Source organism: Bacteroides sp. AF29-11, assembly GCF_003602895.1.
Taxonomy (GTDB): Bacteria; Bacteroidota; Bacteroidia; order Bacteroidales; family Bacteroidaceae; genus Bacteroides; species Bacteroides uniformis.
In genome coordinates this window covers 511082-531275 of record NZ_QTLY01000003.1, presented here as the reverse complement: position 1 = coordinate 531275, position 20194 = coordinate 511082, and the positions used below count along the sequence as shown (strand labels likewise).

18 protein-coding genes are annotated in these 20194 nt (G+C 47.4%); 10 read left to right on the top strand and 8 right to left on the bottom strand.

Annotation, left to right across the window (positions count from 1 at the left end; all coding sequences use genetic code 11):
* A partial coding sequence (locus DWZ03_RS07685; RefSeq protein ID WP_165859852.1) for a DNA-3-methyladenine glycosylase I occupies window positions 1–126 on the bottom strand: 126 nt, incomplete at its 3' end.
* A gap of 162 nt (window positions 127–288) precedes the next feature.
* Between DWZ03_RS07685 and uxuA the strand changes: the two genes are divergently transcribed.
* A complete protein-coding gene (gene uxuA, locus DWZ03_RS07680) occupies window positions 289–1470 on the top strand; it encodes a mannonate dehydratase (RefSeq protein WP_005833251.1) in 1182 nt (393 codons plus the stop codon).
* 114 nt (window positions 1471–1584) lie between these two features.
* On the opposite strand, the gene DWZ03_RS07675 is transcribed toward uxuA, so the two are convergent.
* Window positions 1585–4905: a beta-galactosidase gene (locus tag DWZ03_RS07675; protein WP_005833249.1), complete on the bottom strand. Its 3321-nt coding sequence runs from the start codon at window positions 4903–4905 to the stop codon at window positions 1585–1587.
* A 147-nt stretch (window positions 4906–5052) separates the two neighbouring features.
* Window positions 5053–6822 (bottom strand): gamma-glutamyl-gamma-aminobutyrate hydrolase family protein, encoded by a 1770-nt coding sequence (locus DWZ03_RS07670; protein WP_098032138.1) that lies wholly within the window; start codon window positions 6820–6822, stop codon window positions 5053–5055.
* A 250-nt stretch (window positions 6823–7072) separates the two neighbouring features.
* Between DWZ03_RS07670 and DWZ03_RS07665 the strand changes: the two genes are divergently transcribed.
* The 3 genes from DWZ03_RS07665 to DWZ03_RS07655 all read left to right on the top strand — a co-directional run bounded on the left by DWZ03_RS07665 (window position 7073) and on the right by DWZ03_RS07655 (window position 11781).
* Window positions 7073–9229: an elongation factor G gene (locus tag DWZ03_RS07665; protein ID WP_057087180.1), complete on the top strand. Its 2157-nt coding sequence runs from the start codon at window positions 7073–7075 to the stop codon at window positions 9227–9229.
* Between the two features lie 300 nt (window positions 9230–9529).
* Window positions 9530–11074, top strand: a complete 1545-nt coding sequence (locus DWZ03_RS07660; protein WP_005830174.1) for a sensor histidine kinase — start codon at window positions 9530–9532, stop codon at window positions 11072–11074.
* Between the two features lie 5 nt (window positions 11075–11079).
* On the top strand, window positions 11080–11781 hold the full coding sequence (locus DWZ03_RS07655; RefSeq protein WP_005830176.1) for a response regulator transcription factor: 702 nt from the start codon (window positions 11080–11082) through the stop codon (window positions 11779–11781).
* Between the two features lie 89 nt (window positions 11782–11870).
* Here the strand turns inward: DWZ03_RS07655 and DWZ03_RS19965 are convergent, their stop codons facing one another.
* Window positions 11871–12047 carry a hypothetical protein gene (locus DWZ03_RS19965; RefSeq protein ID WP_005830181.1) on the bottom strand — a complete coding sequence of 59 codons (177 nt, stop codon included), beginning with the start codon at window positions 12045–12047 and terminating at the stop codon, window positions 11871–11873.
* 200 nt (window positions 12048–12247) lie between these two features.
* On the bottom strand, window positions 12248–12694 hold the full coding sequence (locus DWZ03_RS07650) for a MarR family winged helix-turn-helix transcriptional regulator (protein ID WP_005830183.1): 447 nt from the start codon (window positions 12692–12694) through the stop codon (window positions 12248–12250).
* A 159-nt stretch (window positions 12695–12853) separates the two neighbouring features.
* Between DWZ03_RS07650 and rpsF the strand changes: the two genes are divergently transcribed.
* The 3 genes from rpsF to rplI are packed head-to-tail and all read left to right on the top strand — an operon-like array spanning window position 12854 to window position 13938.
* Window positions 12854–13198: a 30S ribosomal protein S6 gene (gene rpsF / locus DWZ03_RS07645; RefSeq protein ID WP_005657357.1), complete on the top strand. Its 345-nt coding sequence runs from the start codon at window positions 12854–12856 to the stop codon at window positions 13196–13198.
* A 2-nt stretch (window positions 13199–13200) separates the two neighbouring features.
* Window positions 13201–13473 (top strand): 30S ribosomal protein S18, encoded by a 273-nt coding sequence (gene rpsR, locus DWZ03_RS07640; protein ID WP_004288442.1) that lies wholly within the window; start codon window positions 13201–13203, stop codon window positions 13471–13473.
* A gap of 15 nt (window positions 13474–13488) precedes the next feature.
* Window positions 13489–13938 carry a 50S ribosomal protein L9 gene (gene rplI, locus DWZ03_RS07635; protein ID WP_005830185.1) on the top strand — a complete coding sequence of 150 codons (450 nt, stop codon included), beginning with the start codon at window positions 13489–13491 and terminating at the stop codon, window positions 13936–13938.
* 253 nt (window positions 13939–14191) lie between these two features.
* Here rplI and DWZ03_RS07630 read toward each other — a convergent pair whose 3' ends face one another.
* The 3 genes from DWZ03_RS07630 to DWZ03_RS07620 form a co-directional block, all read right to left on the bottom strand.
* Window positions 14192–14437, bottom strand: coding sequence for an RNA recognition motif domain-containing protein (locus DWZ03_RS07630; RefSeq protein WP_005830186.1), 246 nt, complete (start codon window positions 14435–14437; stop codon window positions 14192–14194).
* 333 nt (window positions 14438–14770) lie between these two features.
* Window positions 14771–14983, bottom strand: coding sequence for a hypothetical protein (locus tag DWZ03_RS07625; RefSeq protein ID WP_005833237.1), 213 nt, complete (start codon window positions 14981–14983; stop codon window positions 14771–14773).
* A gap of 157 nt (window positions 14984–15140) precedes the next feature.
* Complete coding sequence (locus tag DWZ03_RS07620; RefSeq protein WP_117599982.1) at window positions 15141–16814, bottom strand: long-chain fatty acid--CoA ligase; 1674 nt, start codon at window positions 16812–16814, stop codon at window positions 15141–15143.
* An 85-nt stretch (window positions 16815–16899) separates the two neighbouring features.
* On the opposite strand from DWZ03_RS07620, the gene mtaB reads away from it, so the two are divergent.
* The 3 genes from mtaB to DWZ03_RS07605 are packed head-to-tail and all read left to right on the top strand — an operon-like array spanning window position 16900 to window position 20179.
* Window positions 16900–18216: a tRNA (N(6)-L-threonylcarbamoyladenosine(37)-C(2))-methylthiotransferase MtaB gene (gene mtaB, locus DWZ03_RS07615; protein ID WP_120129457.1), complete on the top strand. Its 1317-nt coding sequence runs from the start codon at window positions 16900–16902 to the stop codon at window positions 18214–18216.
* A 54-nt stretch (window positions 18217–18270) separates the two neighbouring features.
* Window positions 18271–19170: a lysophospholipid acyltransferase family protein gene (locus DWZ03_RS07610; RefSeq protein ID WP_005833230.1), complete on the top strand. Its 900-nt coding sequence runs from the start codon at window positions 18271–18273 to the stop codon at window positions 19168–19170.
* Window positions 19163–20179 (top strand): glycosyltransferase family 2 protein, encoded by a 1017-nt coding sequence (locus tag DWZ03_RS07605; protein ID WP_120129454.1) that lies wholly within the window; start codon window positions 19163–19165, stop codon window positions 20177–20179. The genes DWZ03_RS07610 and DWZ03_RS07605 overlap by 8 nt, the downstream gene beginning before the upstream one ends.
* Window positions 20180–20194 lie beyond the last annotated feature (15 nt).

Sequence of the window (20194 nt, the reverse complement as noted above, 5' to 3'; positions counted from 1 at the left end):
CAATACAAGAAACTCGAATAGTGTCTTGTCGTCTGTTACCGTTTTTCCCCACTCTTCATCGTGGTATTTCATATACAGCTCGTCGGTTCCGCACCAGCCGCAACGTCCGTTTGTTATGTCTTGCATAAGCGTAATTAATATATGTAATGAAGTGCTAAGATATTGTTTTCATTGCGAACAAACAAATCTATCCATTCAGAATGGACAGTTCTCATATTCTTTCTTACTTTTGCAAAAAGGTAACGGGTCGTTTGAACGCCTGAAAAACAAGAAAATTAATAATAAAGAATGGAAAAGACTTGGAGATGGTTTGGCAAGAAAGACAAGATAACCCTTGCCATGTTGCAACAGATAGGAGTGGAAGGCGTTGTCACTGCCTTGCATGAAGTTCCCAACGGTGAAATATGGACGTTGGAAGCCATTGAAGATTTGAGGGATTATATTGAATCCTTCGGATTGCGCTGGTCTGTAGTAGAAAGTCTGCCGGTGTGCGAGGCTGTCAAATATGCGGGGAGTGAGCGTGACCGATTGATAGAGAACTATAAGATAAGCCTTGCCAATCTCGGCAAGGCAGGCATCCGGACGGTATGCTACAACTTCATGCCGGTGATTGACTGGATTCGCACGGACTTGCAACATCCCTGGGAAGACGGGACATCTTCTCTTTATTTCGACAGAATCCGTTTTGCCTACTTCGACCTGATGATATTGGAACGGGAGAATGCGGAAGCCGATTATTCTCCGGAAGAGCTGGACAAGGTGGCAGAACTGGATAAGGTGATTACGGAGTTTGAAAAGGCAGAGCTGGTAGATACGATTATCGTAAAGACACAAGGATTCGTAAATGGCAACATCAAGGAAGGTGACAAGGAGCCGGTAACCCTGTTCAAGCGTTTGCTGGCGCTATACAAAGGGATAGACCGGGAGGCTCTGCGCGAGAATATGCGTTATTTCTTGTCTGCCATCATGCCGGTATGCGAGGAATATGGGGTGAATATGTGTGTACACCCCGATGACCCTCCTTTTCAGGTATTGGGGTTGCCGCGCATTGTGACAGACGAGGCAGATATTGCCTGGATACTGAGTGCAGTGGACAATCCCCATAATGGCCTGACTTTTTGCGCCGGTTCATTGAGTGCGGGTGAACAGAATGATACCCGTGAACTGGCAAGGAAGTTTGCCAGGCGTACCCACTTTGTGCATTTGCGCAGTACGAAGGCAATACCGGGTGGAAACTTTATCGAAAGTTCCCATCTGGAGGGAAGGGGACACCTCATTGATTTGATTCGTATCTTTGAGAAAGAAAATCCGGGATTGCCGATGCGTGTGGACCACGGTCGCATGATGTTGGGCGACGAGGATAAAGGGTACAATACAGGTTATTCTTTTCATGGCCGTATGCTGGCATTGGCTCAAGTGGAGGGAATGCTGGCTGTGGTAGACGATGAATTGTACGGAAAATCTGTTTGATTGATTTTAAGTTAGGCACGGATTACGCGAAAAATCATGGATATTCTTCATTTATTATCCATGATTTTTCATGTAATCCGTGTCTAAAGAATCTATTAGTGTTGTAAATCCGGCTTAATAGTTGAAAGCCCTGGATTTTACGTAAACCTTGAAGTCTTTGATTCCACCCGGTACCTCGCTTTCCATTCTGGGTAGATATTGTATGCCGGTCAGGGTGCGGGTACTACCCAAGTCAATCACGACAGAATGCGGGTATGGAGTGTCTTTTGTTGTGCTCCAATAGGTTGATTCCTGGAGGTCGAAGATTTTGTCCGCAGAACAGTTGACGTGGGATACGTCTTCGCTGTCGGCATAATTGACAATCCAGGGTTCGCGTGACAGACGTTCCCCATTCTCATCCAGCAGATACATTTCGGCAATGCAAGCCAGGTCTTTTCCATCTTGTGCACTCAAGGCTTCCAGGCAGACATAACGTCCGGTGACGGGTTGGTCGAATTTGCGTTCCTGCCAACCGTTGCCGGGATTGAAGCTGCCGGAGAGGACGGGCTGCTCACCGGACAAGTCGAGATTTTCACCCTCATTGCGGTGCGTCAGCGGTTTGGTGACGAGCAACTGGTCCAGTAATGGCTCGCTCAGTCCTTCGGACTTAACTTCTTTGGGACCGATGATGTCGAAGACAATCACTTCATTCTCACCTTTCTTCAACCAGCATCCCGGGATGTAGAGGGTCTGTTGCGGGCCGATTTCCCAAATGCGTCCCATGGCGTGCCCGTTGACGTAGACAAGTCCCTTGCCCCAAGTCTCGAAGTTTAGGAATGTGTCGCTGGGCTTGTTCACCTTAAAGGTGGCACGGTAGCAACCCGGAATGCGTTGTCCTAACTCATCTTTCAGTGAGCCGATGGGCTGGAACTTCATGTTCTTATAGAAATCGTATGTATCTTCGAGATTATAGACTTCCCAATCCTTCAGGTTGCAGGTGAAAGGACGGCCGTCGATGTCTACGGTAAGTTCTACGCTTTGGGTGATACCCTTGAAGTCCTTGATGGCACGTCCAAAGTTGATGCGGCCCATGGCTTCTACCAGAATGTCGAGGCGTGCACCTTTGGGGCAGGCGGGGAATTCCAGTTGCTTTTCACCGTTGCGGCGGTCCAGTTTGCCGATGTATTTGCCATCCAGGAAAACTTGGGCATAATCGTGCGCATCGTTCACAGTGAGCAGGGACGGGGTTTTCATCTCGGGCAGTGTGGTGCGGTAGAGAATACTTCCGAATCCCTGGTTATATTCCTCCATGGTACGGATATTGCGGTCTTTCTTGGCAGCAGGAAGATTGTCGAACAAAGGAGCCATCTCTGTAAATTGGAAAGACGGAATACGGATGGGCTTGATTAAAGCGGGAACTTTAGCCTGCTTCTCGCCGTTCATGTATTTGGACAATGCTTTTCGCAATTCCCAGTATTTGGGAGTGGTCTGTCCCGATTCGCTGATGGGGGCGTCGTAGTCGTAAGAGGTTACGTCAGGGGCGAATCCGGGTGAGTTGGCTCCTGCCCAGTGTCCCCAGTTGGTCCCTCCGTGGGTCATGTAGAGGCTGAAGGAGATGCCTTTGGACAACATCTCGTCAATGCCGGCAATCATGTCGGCAGCCGGACGGGTTTCGTGGTTGGCTCCCCACTTGTCGAACCAGCCGCTCCAGAATTCGGAGCACATCAGCGGGCTATCAGGACGGAGTTTCTTCAGCGGTGCAAATTGTTGGTCGATGTTGGCTCCTGTACCGAAGTTCATGGTCCATACCAGGTCGTGGAGTCCGTTCTTGGTGAAGTTGGACGCCCAGTCGCATTGGAACAGTGCTACGCCGGGGTAGTTGGCGCGTACGATGTCGCGGATTTGCGATACGTAGCCTTTGTCTTCCCCGTAGGAGCCGTATTCGTTCTCTACTTGTACCATGATGATGGGACCTCCGTTCTGTATGGTCATACCAGCTACCTGCTCGGCAACGGCTTTTTCGAAGATACCTACACGCTCCATAAAGTAGGGGTCGGATTCGCGCAGGCGGATATCTTTTTTCTTGAGTAACCACCAGGGCAGTCCGCCCATTTCCCATTCGGCACAGACATACGGTCCCGGGCGCAGGATGACATACATGTCATTCTGCTGGCATAGGCGGCAGAATTCCGCCAGGTCATTCTGTCCGGTGAAGTCGAACACTCCCGGCTGAGACTCGTGGGAGTTCCAGAATACATAAAGGCAGATGGTGTTCATGCCCAGTGCCTTGCATAGCTTGATGCGTTGGTCCCAATAGGCTTTGGGGATACGTGGATAGTGCAGCTCTGCGGCTTTGATGACAAACGGCTTGCCATTCAATAGGAATGTTCCTTTGCCGGCAGAGAAGTCGCCTTGTTCTTCCCATTGGGTACGCGGGTCCCAGCTGTCGCGCCAGGGTATCGTGATTGTGCCGTCCTTGCCGAATTCAAGCGGGAGCCATACGTAGCGTGAGTCCTCAAGGTTTTTCTTTTTCCAGCGGTCGAACATGGCAATGTAGGCATTTCCTTTTCCGTATACTTGCTGCACGTAAGTGCTTTGTGCATAGAAGGTCTTATCTGCATCAGGACCGGTACACGGATTGCCGATGGTAGTCCATTGCCCCATGATGGAGTCGGCCACAGCCAGTTCGGCAACATTGGGATCCCAGCCGGTACAACCGGAAGAGAGCATATAGTACTTGCCGTTATACTTGAATACGGCGGGTGCTTCGCGGCTTTGCTTCACGAAATTGCGTGTATAGCGACCAGTGGGCTTCAGGTAGTCATCCGTTAGTTCGCTTATATATAAGGTAGCGTTGTTTTCCGACGAGTAGAACTGATATGCCTTGCCGTTATCATCAACGAACACTGTTTGGTCGCGGCTCATCGCACCGTTGGGACGGAAGCTGCCTACATAGGTGAATGTCCCGGTAGGAGAATCGCTGACCGCTACGCCGGCACATGCCTTACTGTAGTCGGCGCTTTCCACATGCGCCCACATGACGAATTTCTTTGTCTTTTCGTTGTAAATCACTTTGGGACGTTCCAACACCTTGCTGGGGTGCAGGTCGTGTTTCTCGTCATCTTTCACGGCAGGAAGTACAATACCCTCGAACTTCCAGTTCAGCAGGTCTTTTGAAGAGTAGCAGCTGACACCGGTTACGTCGGTGCGGTAGCATTCCCACGTAGCCCATTCGGGCAGGATGGTTCCCCCTTTTTTGTATTCGCCATACCAATAGTAGGTCCCTTCGTGGTAAAGAAGGCCGCCGCCATGGGCGTTGATGGGATTGCCGTCGGTGTCTTTCCATACTTCCCCGGGTATGATTGCGGCATTTTTCGTTTGTGCTTTTGTTTTTGCAGATGGCAGGCAGCAAAGGCAGGCCAGCAATGCAAAACTCCAAATAATTTTCCTTTTCATTTAAGAATTCGGTATTAGATAATTAATAAATCGTTTATGTTTTGGGCAAAGATATGCGAAAGTTGAGAAATGGAGGGTATGTAAATGTGTCAAAAAGGAGAGATTATAGCTCTAATCTCTCCTTTTTGTGATGTTTTTCGGTCTTTTCTATTTGGTTTGTACTTGTTTCATCACCCGGAGGAAATTTCCACCCCATATCTTGGCGATGTCTGTTTCTGTAAATCCATGTTCCAGCAGACGGACGGTGATATTGATGAAATCATTGTCCCCATTGCATCCTTTGACCCCGCCTCCACCGTCGAAGTCCGAGCCAATGCCCACGTGGTCTATGCCTGCCACTTCAACCATGTGCAGCAGGTGTTTCATGAAGTCCGTAAGGTTGGTTTTCTTGGCATCCGGGTTCAGGAACTCGTCTACCAGGCAGGCTTGAGCCACACCGCCATGTGCGGCAAGGGCGCGTAGCTGTTCGTCGGTCAGATTGCGGTCGTGTCTGTAGATGGCGCTTGCAGAGGAGTGGGAGACTATGACCGGTGCTTTTGAATATTTCAGTACATCCCAGAAGGTGCTTTCGGCTGCATGGGAAAGGTCTATCATTATTCCCAGCCGGTTCATTTCTTTCACCACTTTTCTACCGTAAGGACTTAAGCCGTTCCAACGGGCAGTCGTGTCCGAAGAACTGTCGCAGATGTCATTGTTGCGGGTGTGGCAAAGGGTGATGTAGGTAACGCCTGCATCATGGAAACGGGTGATATTCTTCAAATCCTTGCCGATGCCGTATCCGTTTTCGATGCCAATATAAAAAGCTTTCTTTCCTTCGGTCTTGAGCCTGGACAAATCATCGGGCGTGCGGGCTATGGCACATTGCTCCCCGTTCATCTCCACTTGTCGGTAGATGTGGCGTATCAACTCATCCACTCGGTCAATGGCTTTCAGACTGTTCTCTTCATCGCACGGGCCTTGGCGCACCCAGCATGCCAGGTATTGTCCATCCAATTTTCCTTCTCGCATCTTGGGCAGGCAAACCTGCGTTTTTTCGCGCGTACCTATATTATAGGAAACGTCAAAATCAAGTGGGGTGTCTGTATGCGTGTCGAGGGAGAGGATGCGGCGGTGAATCTCTTTGGCATGCCGGTAGGTAGCTGCCTTTTGAACCAGAAAATAGAAGAATCTGGCAGAGATGCTGTCGCCTGCCGTAGCCAGAGCTTCGGGATGGAATTGCACACCCCATATCGGATATTCGTGGGAAGACTCTATAGCTTCGGGAATACTGTCTGACGACCAACCCGTTACGCTGAATCCCGGGGCAACTTGCTTGACCGCCTGGTGATGGTGAGTATTGGTGAAAAGTTGTGTCTGTCCGGTTATGGATGCCATGGCAGAACCGGGAGTGAGGTGGACGGTATGAGTTGGTATACTGCTCGGTTCCTGCTGCTGGTGGCAGACAGTGGTGTCGGGATGCTGGGTAGGGATATCCTGATAAAGGGTTCCACCGAAAGCTACATTGATTAACTGTTCTCCCCGGCAGATGCCAAACATCGGAATGTTACGCCGGGTAGCCAGGCGGATGAGTGCCATGTCGTATACATCACGCAGGGAGTCCACCTCTCCCAGCTGTTCGATGGGCGATTCATTGAAATAGGAAGGGTGGATGTCTCCTCCTCCTATCAGAATGATACCGTCCAGCCGGTTGGCAATGTCTGTCAAGACAAGGCTATCGGTAGTGATGGAAATCAGTATAGGTGTTCCACCTGCCTGGATTACAGACTCGGTATACGTCATCTGTGTAGATGAGCTTCGGCCCGGATGTGAGCAGGAAATGCCGATGAGAGGGGCTTTCCTGGTTGTTTTTTGGTTGGACTGTCCCATTGCCCAATATGGACATAGAACGAGCAGTGCTGTTAACAGTAGTTTGTTCATGGTTTTCGGGGGGGATTCTTTTTCCTGCAAAGTTATAAGAAATATTTAAGCCGTCCAAGAAGTTGGATGACTTGTGAATTCGGGCAGTTTATTGGCAGAAGAACATTATATTCTTTGTTGGTGGAGGAAGTGTGTTATATAACATGCTTCCCGATGTTGCTTTTCTTTGAATTAATGCCTAATTTGCGCCTCACAAAAAGTTAACGGCATCATCGTATGTCAGGTTATTCACTTAAAATCTTAATATATCATGAAAGTATATCAGACGAATGAAATTAAGAACATTGCCCTCCTTGGCAATGACGGCTCGGGTAAAACCACTCTCACGGAAGCGCTGCTCTTTGAGAGTGGTATTATAAAACGTCGCGGCAGGATTACTGCCAAGAATACAGTCAGCGATTACTTCCCGGTGGAGCAGGAATACGGCTATTCTGTGTTTTCCACCGTTTTCCATGTGGAGTGGAACGGCAAGAAACTGAATATCATTGACTGCCCGGGTAGTGATGACTTTGTAGGGGCTGCCATGACGGCGCTCAACGTTACAGATACTGCCATTCTGCTGCTGAACGGGCAATACGGTCCCGAGGTAGGTACGCAGAACCATTTCCGCTACACCGAGAAACTGGGCAAACCGGTTATTTTCCTGGTAAACCAGCTCGATAATGAAAAGTGCGATTATGATATGGTGCTTGAGCAGTTGCAAACCATATACGGTCCGAAGGTGGTGCCCGTGCAATATCCGCTGGCTACCGGACCGAACTTCAATTCGTTGATCGATGTACTTTTGATGAAAAAATATTCGTGGGGACCCGAAGGTGGCGCTCCCATTATTGAAGAAATTCCGGCCGAAGAAATGGAAAAGGCTACAGAACTGCACAAGGCTTTGGTAGAAGCTGCAGCCGAACATGACGAAGGCCTGATGGAAAAATTCTTTGAGCAGGACTCTTTGACAGAAGACGAAATGCGCGAAGGTATCCGCAAGGGACTGGCTTCACGAGGTATGTTCCCGGTATTCTGCGTCTGTGCCGGCAAGGATATGGGTGTACGCCGTCTGATGGAGTTCCTGGGTAATGTGGTGCCGTTTGTGGACGAAATGCCACCGGTGCACAATACACGCGGTGAGGTGGTGAAGCCGGATTCTAACGGACCGACTTCCTTGTATTTCTTCAAGACTGCCGTTGAGCCGCATATCGGTGATGTTCAATACTTCAAGGTTATGAGTGGTAAAGTGCACGAAGGTGATGATTTTGCCAATGCAGACCGCGGTTCCAAGGAACGCATCGCGCAGATTTATGCTTGTGCCGGTGCCAACCGTATCAAGGTAGAGGAAATGGTAGCCGGTGACATCGGCTGTACAGTGAAACTGAAGGATGTACATACCGGCAATACATTGAACGGTAAGGGCTCTGAAAACCGTTTCAACTTCATTAAATATCCGAACTCCAAATACTCACGTGCTATCAAGCCGTTGAACGAGTCGGATACAGAAAAGATGATGGTTGCTTTGAACCGTATGCGAGAGGAAGACCCGACGTGGGTGATAGACCAGTCTAAAGAATTGCGTCAGACTATTGTACACGGACAAGGTGAATTCCATTTGCGTACCTTGAAGTGGCGTCTGGAAAACAATGAAAAACTGCAAATCAAGTTTGAAGAACCGAGAATACCGTATCGCGAAACGATTACCAAAGCTGCCCGTGCGGATTATCGCCATAAGAAGCAGTCGGGTGGTGCAGGCCAGTTCGGTGAAGTTCATCTGATTGTTGAGCCTTACTACGAAGGCATGCCGTTGCCCGAAACCTATAAATTCAATGGTCAGGAGTTCAAGATGAACGTCAAGGGTACTGAAGAAGTTCCATTGGAATGGGGTGGCAAGCTGGTATTCGTCAATAGTATTGTGGGTGGTTCCATTGATGCACGTTTCATGCCGGCCATCTTGAAGGGTATCATGTCACGTATGGAGCAGGGACCGTTGACTGGTTCGTATGCTCGCGATGTACGTGTCATCGTATATGACGGAAAAATGCATCCGGTTGACTCCAATGAAATCTCCTTTATGCTGGCGGGACGGAATGCGTTCAGCGAAGCGTTCAAGAATGCAGGCCCGAAGATTCTAGAACCCATTTATGACGTGGAAGTATTTGTTCCGTCGGACAAGATGGGTGATGTGATGGGGGACTTGCAGGGACGCCGTGCCATGATTATGGGTATGAGCAGCGAGGCCGGTTACGAAAAACTGAGTGCTAAGGTGCCTTTGAAGGAAATGTCATCCTACTCTACGGCACTTAGCTCACTGACCGGTGGACGTGCTTCGTTCATCATGAAGTTTGCCAGCTATGAACTCGTTCCGAGTGATGTGCAGGATAAACTGATTAAGGAATTTGAGGCAAAGCAAGCTGAAGAATGATTTTCAGGGGTTGGTAGTTTGGCTGTTGTAACTACCGGCTGCTAATATAACAATTGTTAAAGCCGTTGTTACTTCATGGCAAGTAATAACGGCTTTTTTCATTAACGTAGATTAAGAACATGCAGAATTGTGAATTGAATGATTAATTTTTTATTAAATTTGCAAACCAAAGGCTTGTGTTTTTGTTATAATGCTCATAATACAACCTAAAAAATGGTCTTCGGTTAATTTACGAGAACGTCCGGTTAAATCAGGTTAATTGGTTAGGAGTGTTAATTAGGGAGTGTTAATTTTGTGACTATGAAAAAGTCAACTATATGGATATTAGGTGTTGTTATGGGGCTTTCCTTCCTTAGTTTGCTGTATCTGCAGATAAGCTATATTGAGGAAATGGTGAAGATGCGTAACGGACAATTTGATGAATCGGTGAAGCGTGCGTTGATGGCTGCTTCGAAAGAGGCAGAGTCCGCAGAGGTTGTGCGTTGGCTGAATGAGGATATCTCCGAGGCAGAAAAGAAGGCGTGGGAACAATCGCAAAGCAGTAGCGGAGTGATGCGTACCCAGCGGTTTGTGATGACAGCTCCGGATGGCAGTGTCCGTTCTTCGGTGGAATTGAAAACTTTCAGTAACGAGCCTTCTGAATTGCCAAGAGCAATGATTTCACGCAAACACGGAGCAAAAACCATTCCTCAGACTTCACGCTCGCAGATAGAGATGCTTAAAAACCGCTATCTTTACCAGCGTGCATTGGTAGACGAGGTGGTGTTGCAGATGGTATACAATGCCAGCGACAAGCCGATTGAGGAGCGTGTTAATTTCAAAAGTCTGGACCAGTATCTAAAAGCAGGTCTGATAGAGAATGGTCTCGGTGATATGGATTATCACTTCAAGGTGATAGACCGGGAAGGTCGGGAGGTATACCGTTGTGCGGATTATAGCGATGCAGGGAGTGAAAGCTCTTATTCGCAGCCATTGTTTTTGAATGACCCACCAGCCCGTATGAGTATCGTCAAGATACATTTTCCGGGAAAGAAGGATTATATCTTCGATTCGGTCAGGTTTATGATACCGTCGATGATATTTACTTTTGTACTGCTGGTGACGTTCATCTTTACGATTTACATCGTATTCCGCCAGAAGAAGCTGACGGAGATGAAGAATGATTTCATCAACAATATGACGCACGAGTTCAAGACGCCGATATCGACGATTTCTCTGGCGGCACAGATGTTGAAAGACCCGGCTGTGGGCAAGTCTCCGACTATGTTCCAGCATATATCGGGTGTCATCAACGATGAAACGAAGCGCTTGAGGTTCCAGGTAGAAAAAGTGCTTCAGATGTCGATGTTTGACCGTCAGAAGGCTACTTTGAAGAATAAGGAACTGGATGCCAACGAGCTGATAGCGGGTGTTATCAACACGTTTACACTGAAAGTGGAGCGTTATAATGGAAAGATTGAATCGGAGCTTAAAGCTACCAACTCTGCCATTTTTGCCGATGAGATGCATATCACCAATGTGATTTTCAATCTCATGGATAATGCAGTGAAGTATAAACGTCCGGATGCGGATCTGCAACTGACGGTGAAGACTTGGAATGAGCCTGGCAAACTGATGATTTCCATCCAAGATAACGGCATCGGCATCAAGAAGGAGAATTTGAAAAAGATATTCGAGAAGTTCTATCGCGTGCATACAGGTAATCTGCACGATGTGAAAGGCTTCGGCTTGGGACTGGCTTATGTGAAGAAGATTATCATGGATCATAAGGGAACTATCCGGGCAGAAAGTGAACTGAACGTAGGAACTAAATTTATTATTGCATTACCTTTATTAAAAAATTGATTGATATGGACGAGAAACTGCGTATTTTATTGTGCGAAGATGATGAAAATCTTGGCATGCTTTTAAGAGAATATTTACAGGCAAAAGGTTACGCTGCCGAGTTATATCCCGATGGAGAAGCAGGATACAAGGCTTTCCTGAAGAATAAATATGACTTGTGTGTGTTTGATGTGATGATGCCGAAGAAAGACGGATTCACACTGGCACAAGAAGTGCGTGCGGCCAATGCCGAAATACCTATTATCTTCTTGACGGCAAAAACATTGAAGGAAGATATTCTGGAAGGTTTCAAGATTGGTGCCGATGACTACATCACCAAGCCCTTCAGTATGGAAGAGCTGACTTTCAGAATTGAAGCTATCCTGAGACGTGTTCGCGGAAAGAAGAACAAGGAGAGCAACATCTATAAGATTGGTAAGTTTACATTCGACACGCAGAAACAGATTCTGGCGACTGCCGAGAAGCAGACTAAACTGACCACCAAAGAATCCGAACTGCTGGGCTTGCTTTGTGCACATGCCAACGAAATTCTGCAGCGTGACTTTGCGTTGAAGACTATTTGGATTGATGACAACTATTTCAATGCACGTAGTATGGATGTATATATCACAAAGCTGCGTAAGCACCTGAAAGAAGATGATTCGATTGAAATCATCAACATTCACGGAAAAGGATATAAACTGATTACTCCGGAAGCTGAGTCTTGATGAGACTCGGCTCCTCTGGGGGAGAGAAAATAAAAAAGGCGGTTTGCATGTATATGCTAACCGCCTTCTTTATTTCTTTTCTTTTGATATTAGTCGACAATTCTCTTGTTGATGACAATGTAGGAAATCAATCCCACTACAACCAAAACGGCAGAACTGCCCAAGATGGCATTGTTGTTAACATTGCCGGTAAAAGAACATGCAACCAGGATTACAGCTCCTATTACGACTAATATCAATCCCAGATTTTTTAATAAGCCTTTCATGTGTGTGTATTTTAATTAGATTATTATATTCTTTCGTATTCTTGTCACAAAGAAAAGCATAATTCTTTAACAAGCGAAATTATTTTTGCAAAAAATCCATATTTTAATAAAGAATGGAAGATGAGGAATGAAAAATGACGCTTCATCCCCTTGTTTTCTCCTCCCTTAATCTCTAATCCTTAACCCCTCCTCCCTATATCTTAGTCCTTCGTATTGAAGAAAATCTTCCTCAGCACCTCCTGGCTCACACTGAGCTCTTCGATGGTGATGCCTTTCAAGGCTTCTTTGAGGGTCTGGTTGGCAATGACGCGCGCGCGTTCTTCCAGCTCCTTGCCGTCCTTGGTCAGATGTATCAGATTGGTTCGGCGGTCTTTCTTGTCCGATATGCGCACGACGAGATGCTGACGCTCCATATTGTCTATCAAGCGCGTCATGCTGGGCTTGTCTTTGAAAGTTGCATTACACAACTCTTGTTGCGTCACCCCGTCCTTTTCCCATAAGAAGATGAGGACGGTCCACTGTTCCGGAGTAATCTCCAAACCGTTCTGGCGGAAGTTGCGGGACAGCTTTCGGTTAATGGCAGCCGACACTTTACCGTTCAGTATGGCAAAGATAAGGCGGATATCAAAGTTGAATTGCTCTATCATGAAATTATTGTTTAAACAACTTTGCAAAGATAGTGCAAGCCGAAGACAATTCCTATATCCCTACACAAAAAAACATTAAATGTTTGTAGTTCAAAATAAAATGTCTACCTTTGCACCGCATTTTTAAAACGAATAATTTATTTATTTAATTAAACGAGTATGAATCAATACGAAACCGTTTTCATTTTGACTCCCGTTTTGTCTGATGTTCAGATGAAGGAAGCGGTAGAAAAATTCAAAGGCATCCTTACTGCTGAAGGTGCTGAGATTGTAAATGAAGAAAACTGGGGACTGAAGAAGCTGGCATATCCTATCCAGAAGAAGTCAACCGGTTTCTATCAGCTGATTGAGTTCAATGCAGAACCTACTGTCATTGAGAAATTGGAAATAAACTTCCGTCGTGATGAGCGCGTTATCCGTTTCTTGACTTTCAAGCAAGACAAGTACGCTGCTGAATATGCTGCGAAGAGAAGAAGTGTTAAATCAACTAAAAAGGAGGATTAATCATGGCACAACAAGTTCAATCAGAAATCAGATATTTAACTCCGCCCTCAGTAGACGTTAAGAAGAAAAAATACTGCCGTTTCAAAAAGAGCGGTATTAAGTACATCGACTACAAAGATCCCGAATTCTTGAAGAAATTCTTGAATGAGCAAGGTAAAATCCTTCCGCGTCGTATTACCGGTACTTCTTTGAAGTTCCAACGTCGTGTAGCTCAAGCTGTGAAGAGAGCACGTCACTTGGCGTTGCTGCCCTATGTAACTGACATGATGAAATAATAGGAGGAGGAAAGTATGGAAATTATATTGAAAGAAGACATCGTAAACTTGGGTTATAAGAACGACATCGTAACAGTAAAGTCTGGTTACGGTCGTAACTACCTCATCCCGACTGGTAAAGCTGTCATCGCTTCACCGGCTGCAAAGAAAATGTTGGCTGAAGAGCTGAAACAACGCGCTCACAAGCTGGAGAAAATCAAAAAGGATGCTGAAGAACTGGCTGCTAAGCTGGAAGGCGTATCATTGAAGATTGCTACTAAGGTTAGCTCTACTGGTACTATCTTCGGTTCTGTTGGTAATATCCAGATAGCTGAAGAGCTGGCTAAATTGGGTCACAACATCGATCGTAAGATTATCGTTGTTAAGGACGCAGTGAAAGAAGTGGGTAACTACAAGGCTATCGTTAAGCTGCACAAGGAAGTTTCTGTAGAAATTCCTTTCGAAGTAGTTGCTGAAGAAGCATAAGAAAAGACTTCATAATGATAAGGAAGCCCGGTTCTGATAAAGGACCGGGCTTTTCTATGTTCGGAGCGTATGTGTGTGGGCTTATTGAGGGATACGTAAAGCTGCGGTTTACGCATGCTGACATAGAGGTTTACGCGCGCGGTATAGAGGTTTGGCAAGAATACTCTTGTGTCTCTTTACGAGGTTACTAATGCAAAAAAGAGCATACCCACTCAGGGGTATGCTCTTTGCCTTATTGTCAGTCAACAATTTTTTAGTTTCTTGGCAATGCTTCTTTCACTACCATCTGGCGGCCTACATATTCTGCTCCATTCAGTTTGTTGATTGCTTGTTGGGCTTCAGCAGCTTCGGGCATCTCTACGAAGGCAAAACCTTTTGATCTGTTTGTATTACGGTCCATAATCAGTTTTACTGACTCTACTGTTCCATACTCTTCCATTACTTGTCTCAAATCTGATTCCCTAACGTTGTAGCTAAGGTTTCCAATGTACATATTCATAAAATACAAAAATAAAAAATTAATAATTCAATAAAGGAGTCTTAGGAAGTTGTAGTCAGAAATGAAAATTCTCAATGTGGCTAATCGAGGAGAAACATAGTGAAACGTAGATCGTAATAAACCTCTTATTGTTTTGTTGATGCAAAGTAACGGCTTTTATTTGGTATATGCACTATACTTTATCATTTATCTGCCATATAATACCCTTTTTTGTGAAATAAGACCAAGACTTAACAATTGGAAGGGAACAGAAGGAGAGGATAAGACATAAAAAAAGTCTGGTGTGCTTGTATGCACGTCAGACTTTCAATTCTCTCGAGTGTTGTACTGAAATTATTCAGCTACAACAGCTGCGCTATCTACTGCTACAGTGTCAGCTGCTGCGGCTGCTGCTGCGGCTTCAGCTGCTGCTGCTTCTACAGCTGCGATTGAGTCAGCGATACGGATAGAATCTGCAGTTGCTTGTTCAGCGTTAGCTGCTTTGTTGCCACAAGATGCGAAAGATACTGCTACGATAGCTGCAGCCATCAAAACTAATTTTTTCATTTTCTTTACTTTTAAAACGTAATACAATCAATTGCTTTATTAAAACGTTGCAAAGGTATGTACTTTTTGAATATGTTGTTCTCGAAACCCCAACTTTTTTTATATTTTTTTTGGAGCTTCGGCTGTTTTTACCCCTATCTATATGTTTTACAACATATTAATCTTCGGCAATGCTGTTGTATAAGTATCTCTTGATACTTCTTTTGGGCGTTTTCTCAAATTCAGTCGGATAAAGTTGGATTTGGCTTACTTTTTCGTAGGCTGCCACGCTGTTATTCAGATTTTTGAGATTCTCATCCATGATGGTTTTAAGGTTATCCGGCTGGTTTAGTCCCAAGGAATCCAGGGCTTCATAGTCGGCATAAACCAGTGCTACCAGTCTTTTATTCCGTTCGATGACAAGACTTTCCAGGACGAAAGGCATGTTGTTGAGCCGTGCTTCTATCTCTTCGGGGAAGATATTCTGTCCACTGGAACTGAGAATCATGGTCTTGCTGCGTCCGCGTATGTATAGGTTGTTGTCGTCGTCCAGTGTACCCAAGTCGCCGGTGCGAAGCCATCCGTCTTCGGTGAAGACTTCTTTGGTGGCTTCGGGGTTTTTGTAATAACCCGTCATCACGTTCTCGCCACGTACTTGTATTTCGCCGAGTTTGTCGTCCGGGTTTTCCTTGCAGATACGGGCTTCCATGATGTCGAGTACCCGTCCGGAGGAAGTCGGGACGAATTCATTCCAGGGAGCATAGCTGATGAGAGGGGCACATTCAGTCATGCCGTAGCCGATGGTGAAGGGGAACTTGATGCGGTGGAAGAATTCTTCCACTTCCGGGTTCATGGCCGCGCCTCCTATGATGACTTCCTTGAAACGTCCGCCCAGTGCGTCAATCAGTTTCTTGCGGATTTGCCCGTATATCTGTCCGTCGAGCAAGGGAATGCTGAGTGCCCATTTCATGGTCTTTTTGTTGATGATGGGCTGTATGACATTCTTGTATATCTTTTCAATGACAAGGGGTACGGTGATAATCAGGTTGGGTTTCACTTCCTCGAAAGCTTTCATCAGAATCTTTGGGGAAGGCACTTTTCCCAACAGTGTGACGTGTGTGCCGACGGCCGTGGCGGTAAGGAAATCGAATGCGCAGCCGTATGCATGTGCCAAAGGCAGGAAAGAGAGCACTTTGTCCCCTTTCTTCAGCAGCTCGGTACGTATGCCGAAGGTGACGTTGCCGGCCAGGTTGTTTCCCGTCAGCATGACGCCCTTACTGAATCCGGTGGTGCCCGAGGTATAATTCAGCAGCATGACCTTGTCGTTGGAAAGGTCCGTGTAAACGATGTCTTCCTTGCGGAACCCGTTCGGGTAGGTCGCTTCCATTTCATCGCCCAGATGCTTGAGGAAACGCTGGATGGTTTCGCCGTCCCGCTGATACAGACAGCGGAAGTCGCTCAGCGAGAACACACCGCGAATTCCGGTAAGCCGTTCTTCTTCCAGATGTTCCCAAATGGCATCGCTGGTGAAGAGGAACGTCGATTCGGAGTGGTTTACGATATGATGGACATCATTGGGGTTGAAGTCTTGCAGAATGGGGACTACGATACCGCCGTAGGTGATGGTGGCCATATAGGCGATGCACCAGCGGGCATTGTTCTTGCCGATGACGGCTATCTTGTCGCCGCGGCGCAGTTGGCAGTACTTGAAAATAAGGTGCAGTCTGGCTATTTCTTGTGCCACTTCGCCATAAGTATAGCTCTCGTTTTCTCCATAGTTGGTATAGCAGGGGAGGTCCCAATTCTCGCGGAAACTATGCTCGTATAGTTTGATAAAGTTCTCTTGTATCATTGCACAAATTTTAGTTGAGTGTGCAAAAGTAGGAAAAATAGATTAATAATGTATATATTTGCAGCATAAATGTGTTTATAAGCTCATGATAGATACCAATATATTTCAAGATAAGACGGCGGTTTACTATACGTTGGGGTGCAAACTGAACTTCTCGGAGACCTCTACTATCGGTAAAATTTTGCGGGAAGCGGGCGTACGTACGGCGCGCAAGGGTGAGAAAGCGGATATTTGTGTAGTGAATACCTGCTCGGTGACGGAAGTGGCAGACAAGAAGTGCCGCCAGGCCATCCACAAACTGGTGAAGCAACATCCGGGTGCATTTGTCGTGGTGACCGGTTGCTATGCCCAGCTGAAACCGGAGACGGTGGCAAAGATAGAAGGTGTGGACGTCGTGCTGGGAGCCGAGCAGAAGAAGGACCTGCTCCACTACCTGGGCAATCTACAGAAGCACGAGACCGGCGAGGCCTACACTTCCGCTTTGAAGGATATACGTTCGTTTGCCCCGTCTTGTTCGCGTGGCGACCGGACACGCTTCTTCCTGAAAGTGCAGGACGGCTGCGATTATTATTGTTCCTATTGCACCATTCCCTTTGCCCGCGGACGTAGCCGTAACGGCAGCATTGCTTCTATGGTGGAGCAGGCCAGCCAGGCGGCTGCCGAAGGTGGAAAGGAAATTGTATTGACCGGCGTCAATATCGGAGACTTCGGCAAGTCTACCGGTGAGACTTTCTTCGACTTGGTGAAGGCGCTGGACGAGGTGAAAGGCATTGAGCGTTACCGCATATCCTCCATCGAGCCGAATCTGCTGACAGATGAAATCATAGAATACGTGTCCCGTTCCCGGCGTTTCATGCCTCATTTCCATATACCGCTGCAGTCGGGCAGTGACGAGGTGCTGAAGCTGATGCGACGCCGTTACGATACCGCCTTGTTTGCCTCGAAGATAAAGAAGATAAAGGAAGTGATGCCCGATTCCTTTATAGGGGTAGACGTGATTGTGGGTACCCGTGGAGAGACGGAGGAGTATTTCGGGCAGGCTTATGAGTTTATCAAGAGCCTGGACGTGACGCAGCTCCATGTCTTCAGCTATTCGGAGCGTCCCGGCACGCAGGCCTTGAAGATAGACCACGTGGTGGCACCCGAAGAAAAGCACCGCAGGAGCCAGCAATTGCTGGAGCTTTCGGACGAAAAGACCCGTGCTTTTTATGCGCGCCATATCGGGCAGACGATGCCGGTGTTGCTGGAACGTCCCAAACCCGGACTGCCGATGCACGGCTTCACTCCCAATTATATCCGTGTGGAAGTCCCTCATGATGCTGCCTTGGACAACCAGCTCGTGTCTGTGCGCCTGGGCGATTTCAATGCCGACGGCACCGCACTCTTGGGAGTAATGGAATGAGGAATGCCGCCTTTGCAACAAATAACTCATAACTTATAACTCATAACTGACGAAGTGAAATCAAAAATTGTCTATTGGTTGACTTATGCGGGCATGTGGCTTGTGGCACTTCTGCCTTTCCGGGCGCTTTATGCATTGTCCGACGGGCTGTACTTCCTGATGCGCCACGTCGTGCATTATCGGAAGAAAGTCGTTCGCCGCAACCTTCGCAATTCCTTTCCGGAGAAGTCGGAAACCGAATTGATGGAGATAGAGCGCAAGTTCTACCATTATATCTGCGACTATATGCTGGAAGAGGTGAAGATGCTGCGCATGTCTTTCGAGGAGCTCTGCCGCCGGATGAAGTATGATAATAAGGAAGAATACCTTGCCATGATAGAGAAGCATGGAGGCATTGTACTGTTGATTCCCCATTATGCCAATTTTGAGTGGATTATAGGCATGGGGGCCATCATGCATCCGGGCGACATCCCGGTGCAGGTGTACAAACCGCTAAGCAATAAGTATCTGGACGAGATGTTTAAGCATATCCGCGCCCGGTTCGGAGGATACAATGTGGCGAAACATTCCACGGCACGCGAAGTGATAAAGCTTCGCCGTGAAGGCAGGCGGATAGCCATCGGCCTGATTACAGACCAGTCGCCCAACCGCAGCGAGGCCCATTATTGGACCACTTTCTTGAATCAGGACACCGTGTTCATGGATGGCGCCGAGCGCATTGCCAAGCTGATGGACTTCCCCGTCTTTTATTGTGAATTGGAACGGACATCCAGGGGATATTGCAAAGTGCTCTTCGATTTGGTTACCGAAACTCCCAAGCAGACGGCGGATGGCGAGATAACCGAGTGCTTCGCCCGTCGTCTGGAGCAGACCATCCGGCGCGAACCGGCTTATTGGTTCTGGTCTCATAAACGCTGGAAAAATAAACGAAAAGAATCTGTGCAACATGGATAAGATTGCTGTTGTCATATTGAATTGGAACGGATGTGATATGCTCCGTTCCTTCCTTCCCTCTGTTGTGCGTTTTTCGGGGGCGGATGGTGCTGTGGTGTATGTGGCGGACAATGGCTCTACGGATGCTTCTGTGGCAATGCTCCGTCGCGAGTTTCCTTCTGTGCACTTGATTCTGCTGGAAGAGAACCACGGTTTTGCCGACGGATACAATCTAGCATTGAAGCAAGTGGAGGCAGAATATGTAGTGCTGCTCAATTCCGATGTAGAGGTCACCGAGCACTGGCTTGTCCCGTTGGCAGAGTATATGGATGCCTATCCGGAGACGGCCGCTTGCCAGCCGAAGATACGCAGTTGGCGTAACAAGGGGCAGTTTGAGTATGCCGGAGCTGCGGGAGGTTTCATCGACCGCTATGGCTATCCCTTCTGCCGCGGCCGTATTATGGGCGTGGTAGAAGAGGACAAGGGGCAATACGACACGGTGATACCCATTTTCTGGGCTACGGGGGCGGCTCTGTTCATCCGTCTGGCAGACTACCGGAAAGCGGGTGGGCTGGACGGACGTTTTTTTGCCCACATGGAGGAGATAGATTTATGTTGGCGGCTTCGTGCCCGTGGCAGACAGTTGGCATGTATACCGCAGAGTGTGGTATTTCATGTGGGAGGGGCCACTTTGAAGAAGGAGAATCCGCGCAAGACCTTCCTCAATTTTCGTAATAACCTTGTCATGCTTTATAAGAATCTGCCGCAGGAGGACTTGGCGTCCGTGATGCGTGTACGTGCGGTGCTCGATTATGTGGCTGCGTTCAGTTTCATGCTGAAAGGCCAGTTACCCAATGCTTTGGCCGTATTCCGTGCGCGCCGTGCCTACCACTCCCTCCGCACTTCATTAGCAGCGTCCCGCAAAGAGAATCTGAAAAAAACTACGCTTGCCGTAATACCGGAACGGACAAAAAACAGTATATTGGCGCAGTTTTATCTGCATGGAAAGAAATTCTTTTCCCAATTGTAGGAACTGTTGCCTTTT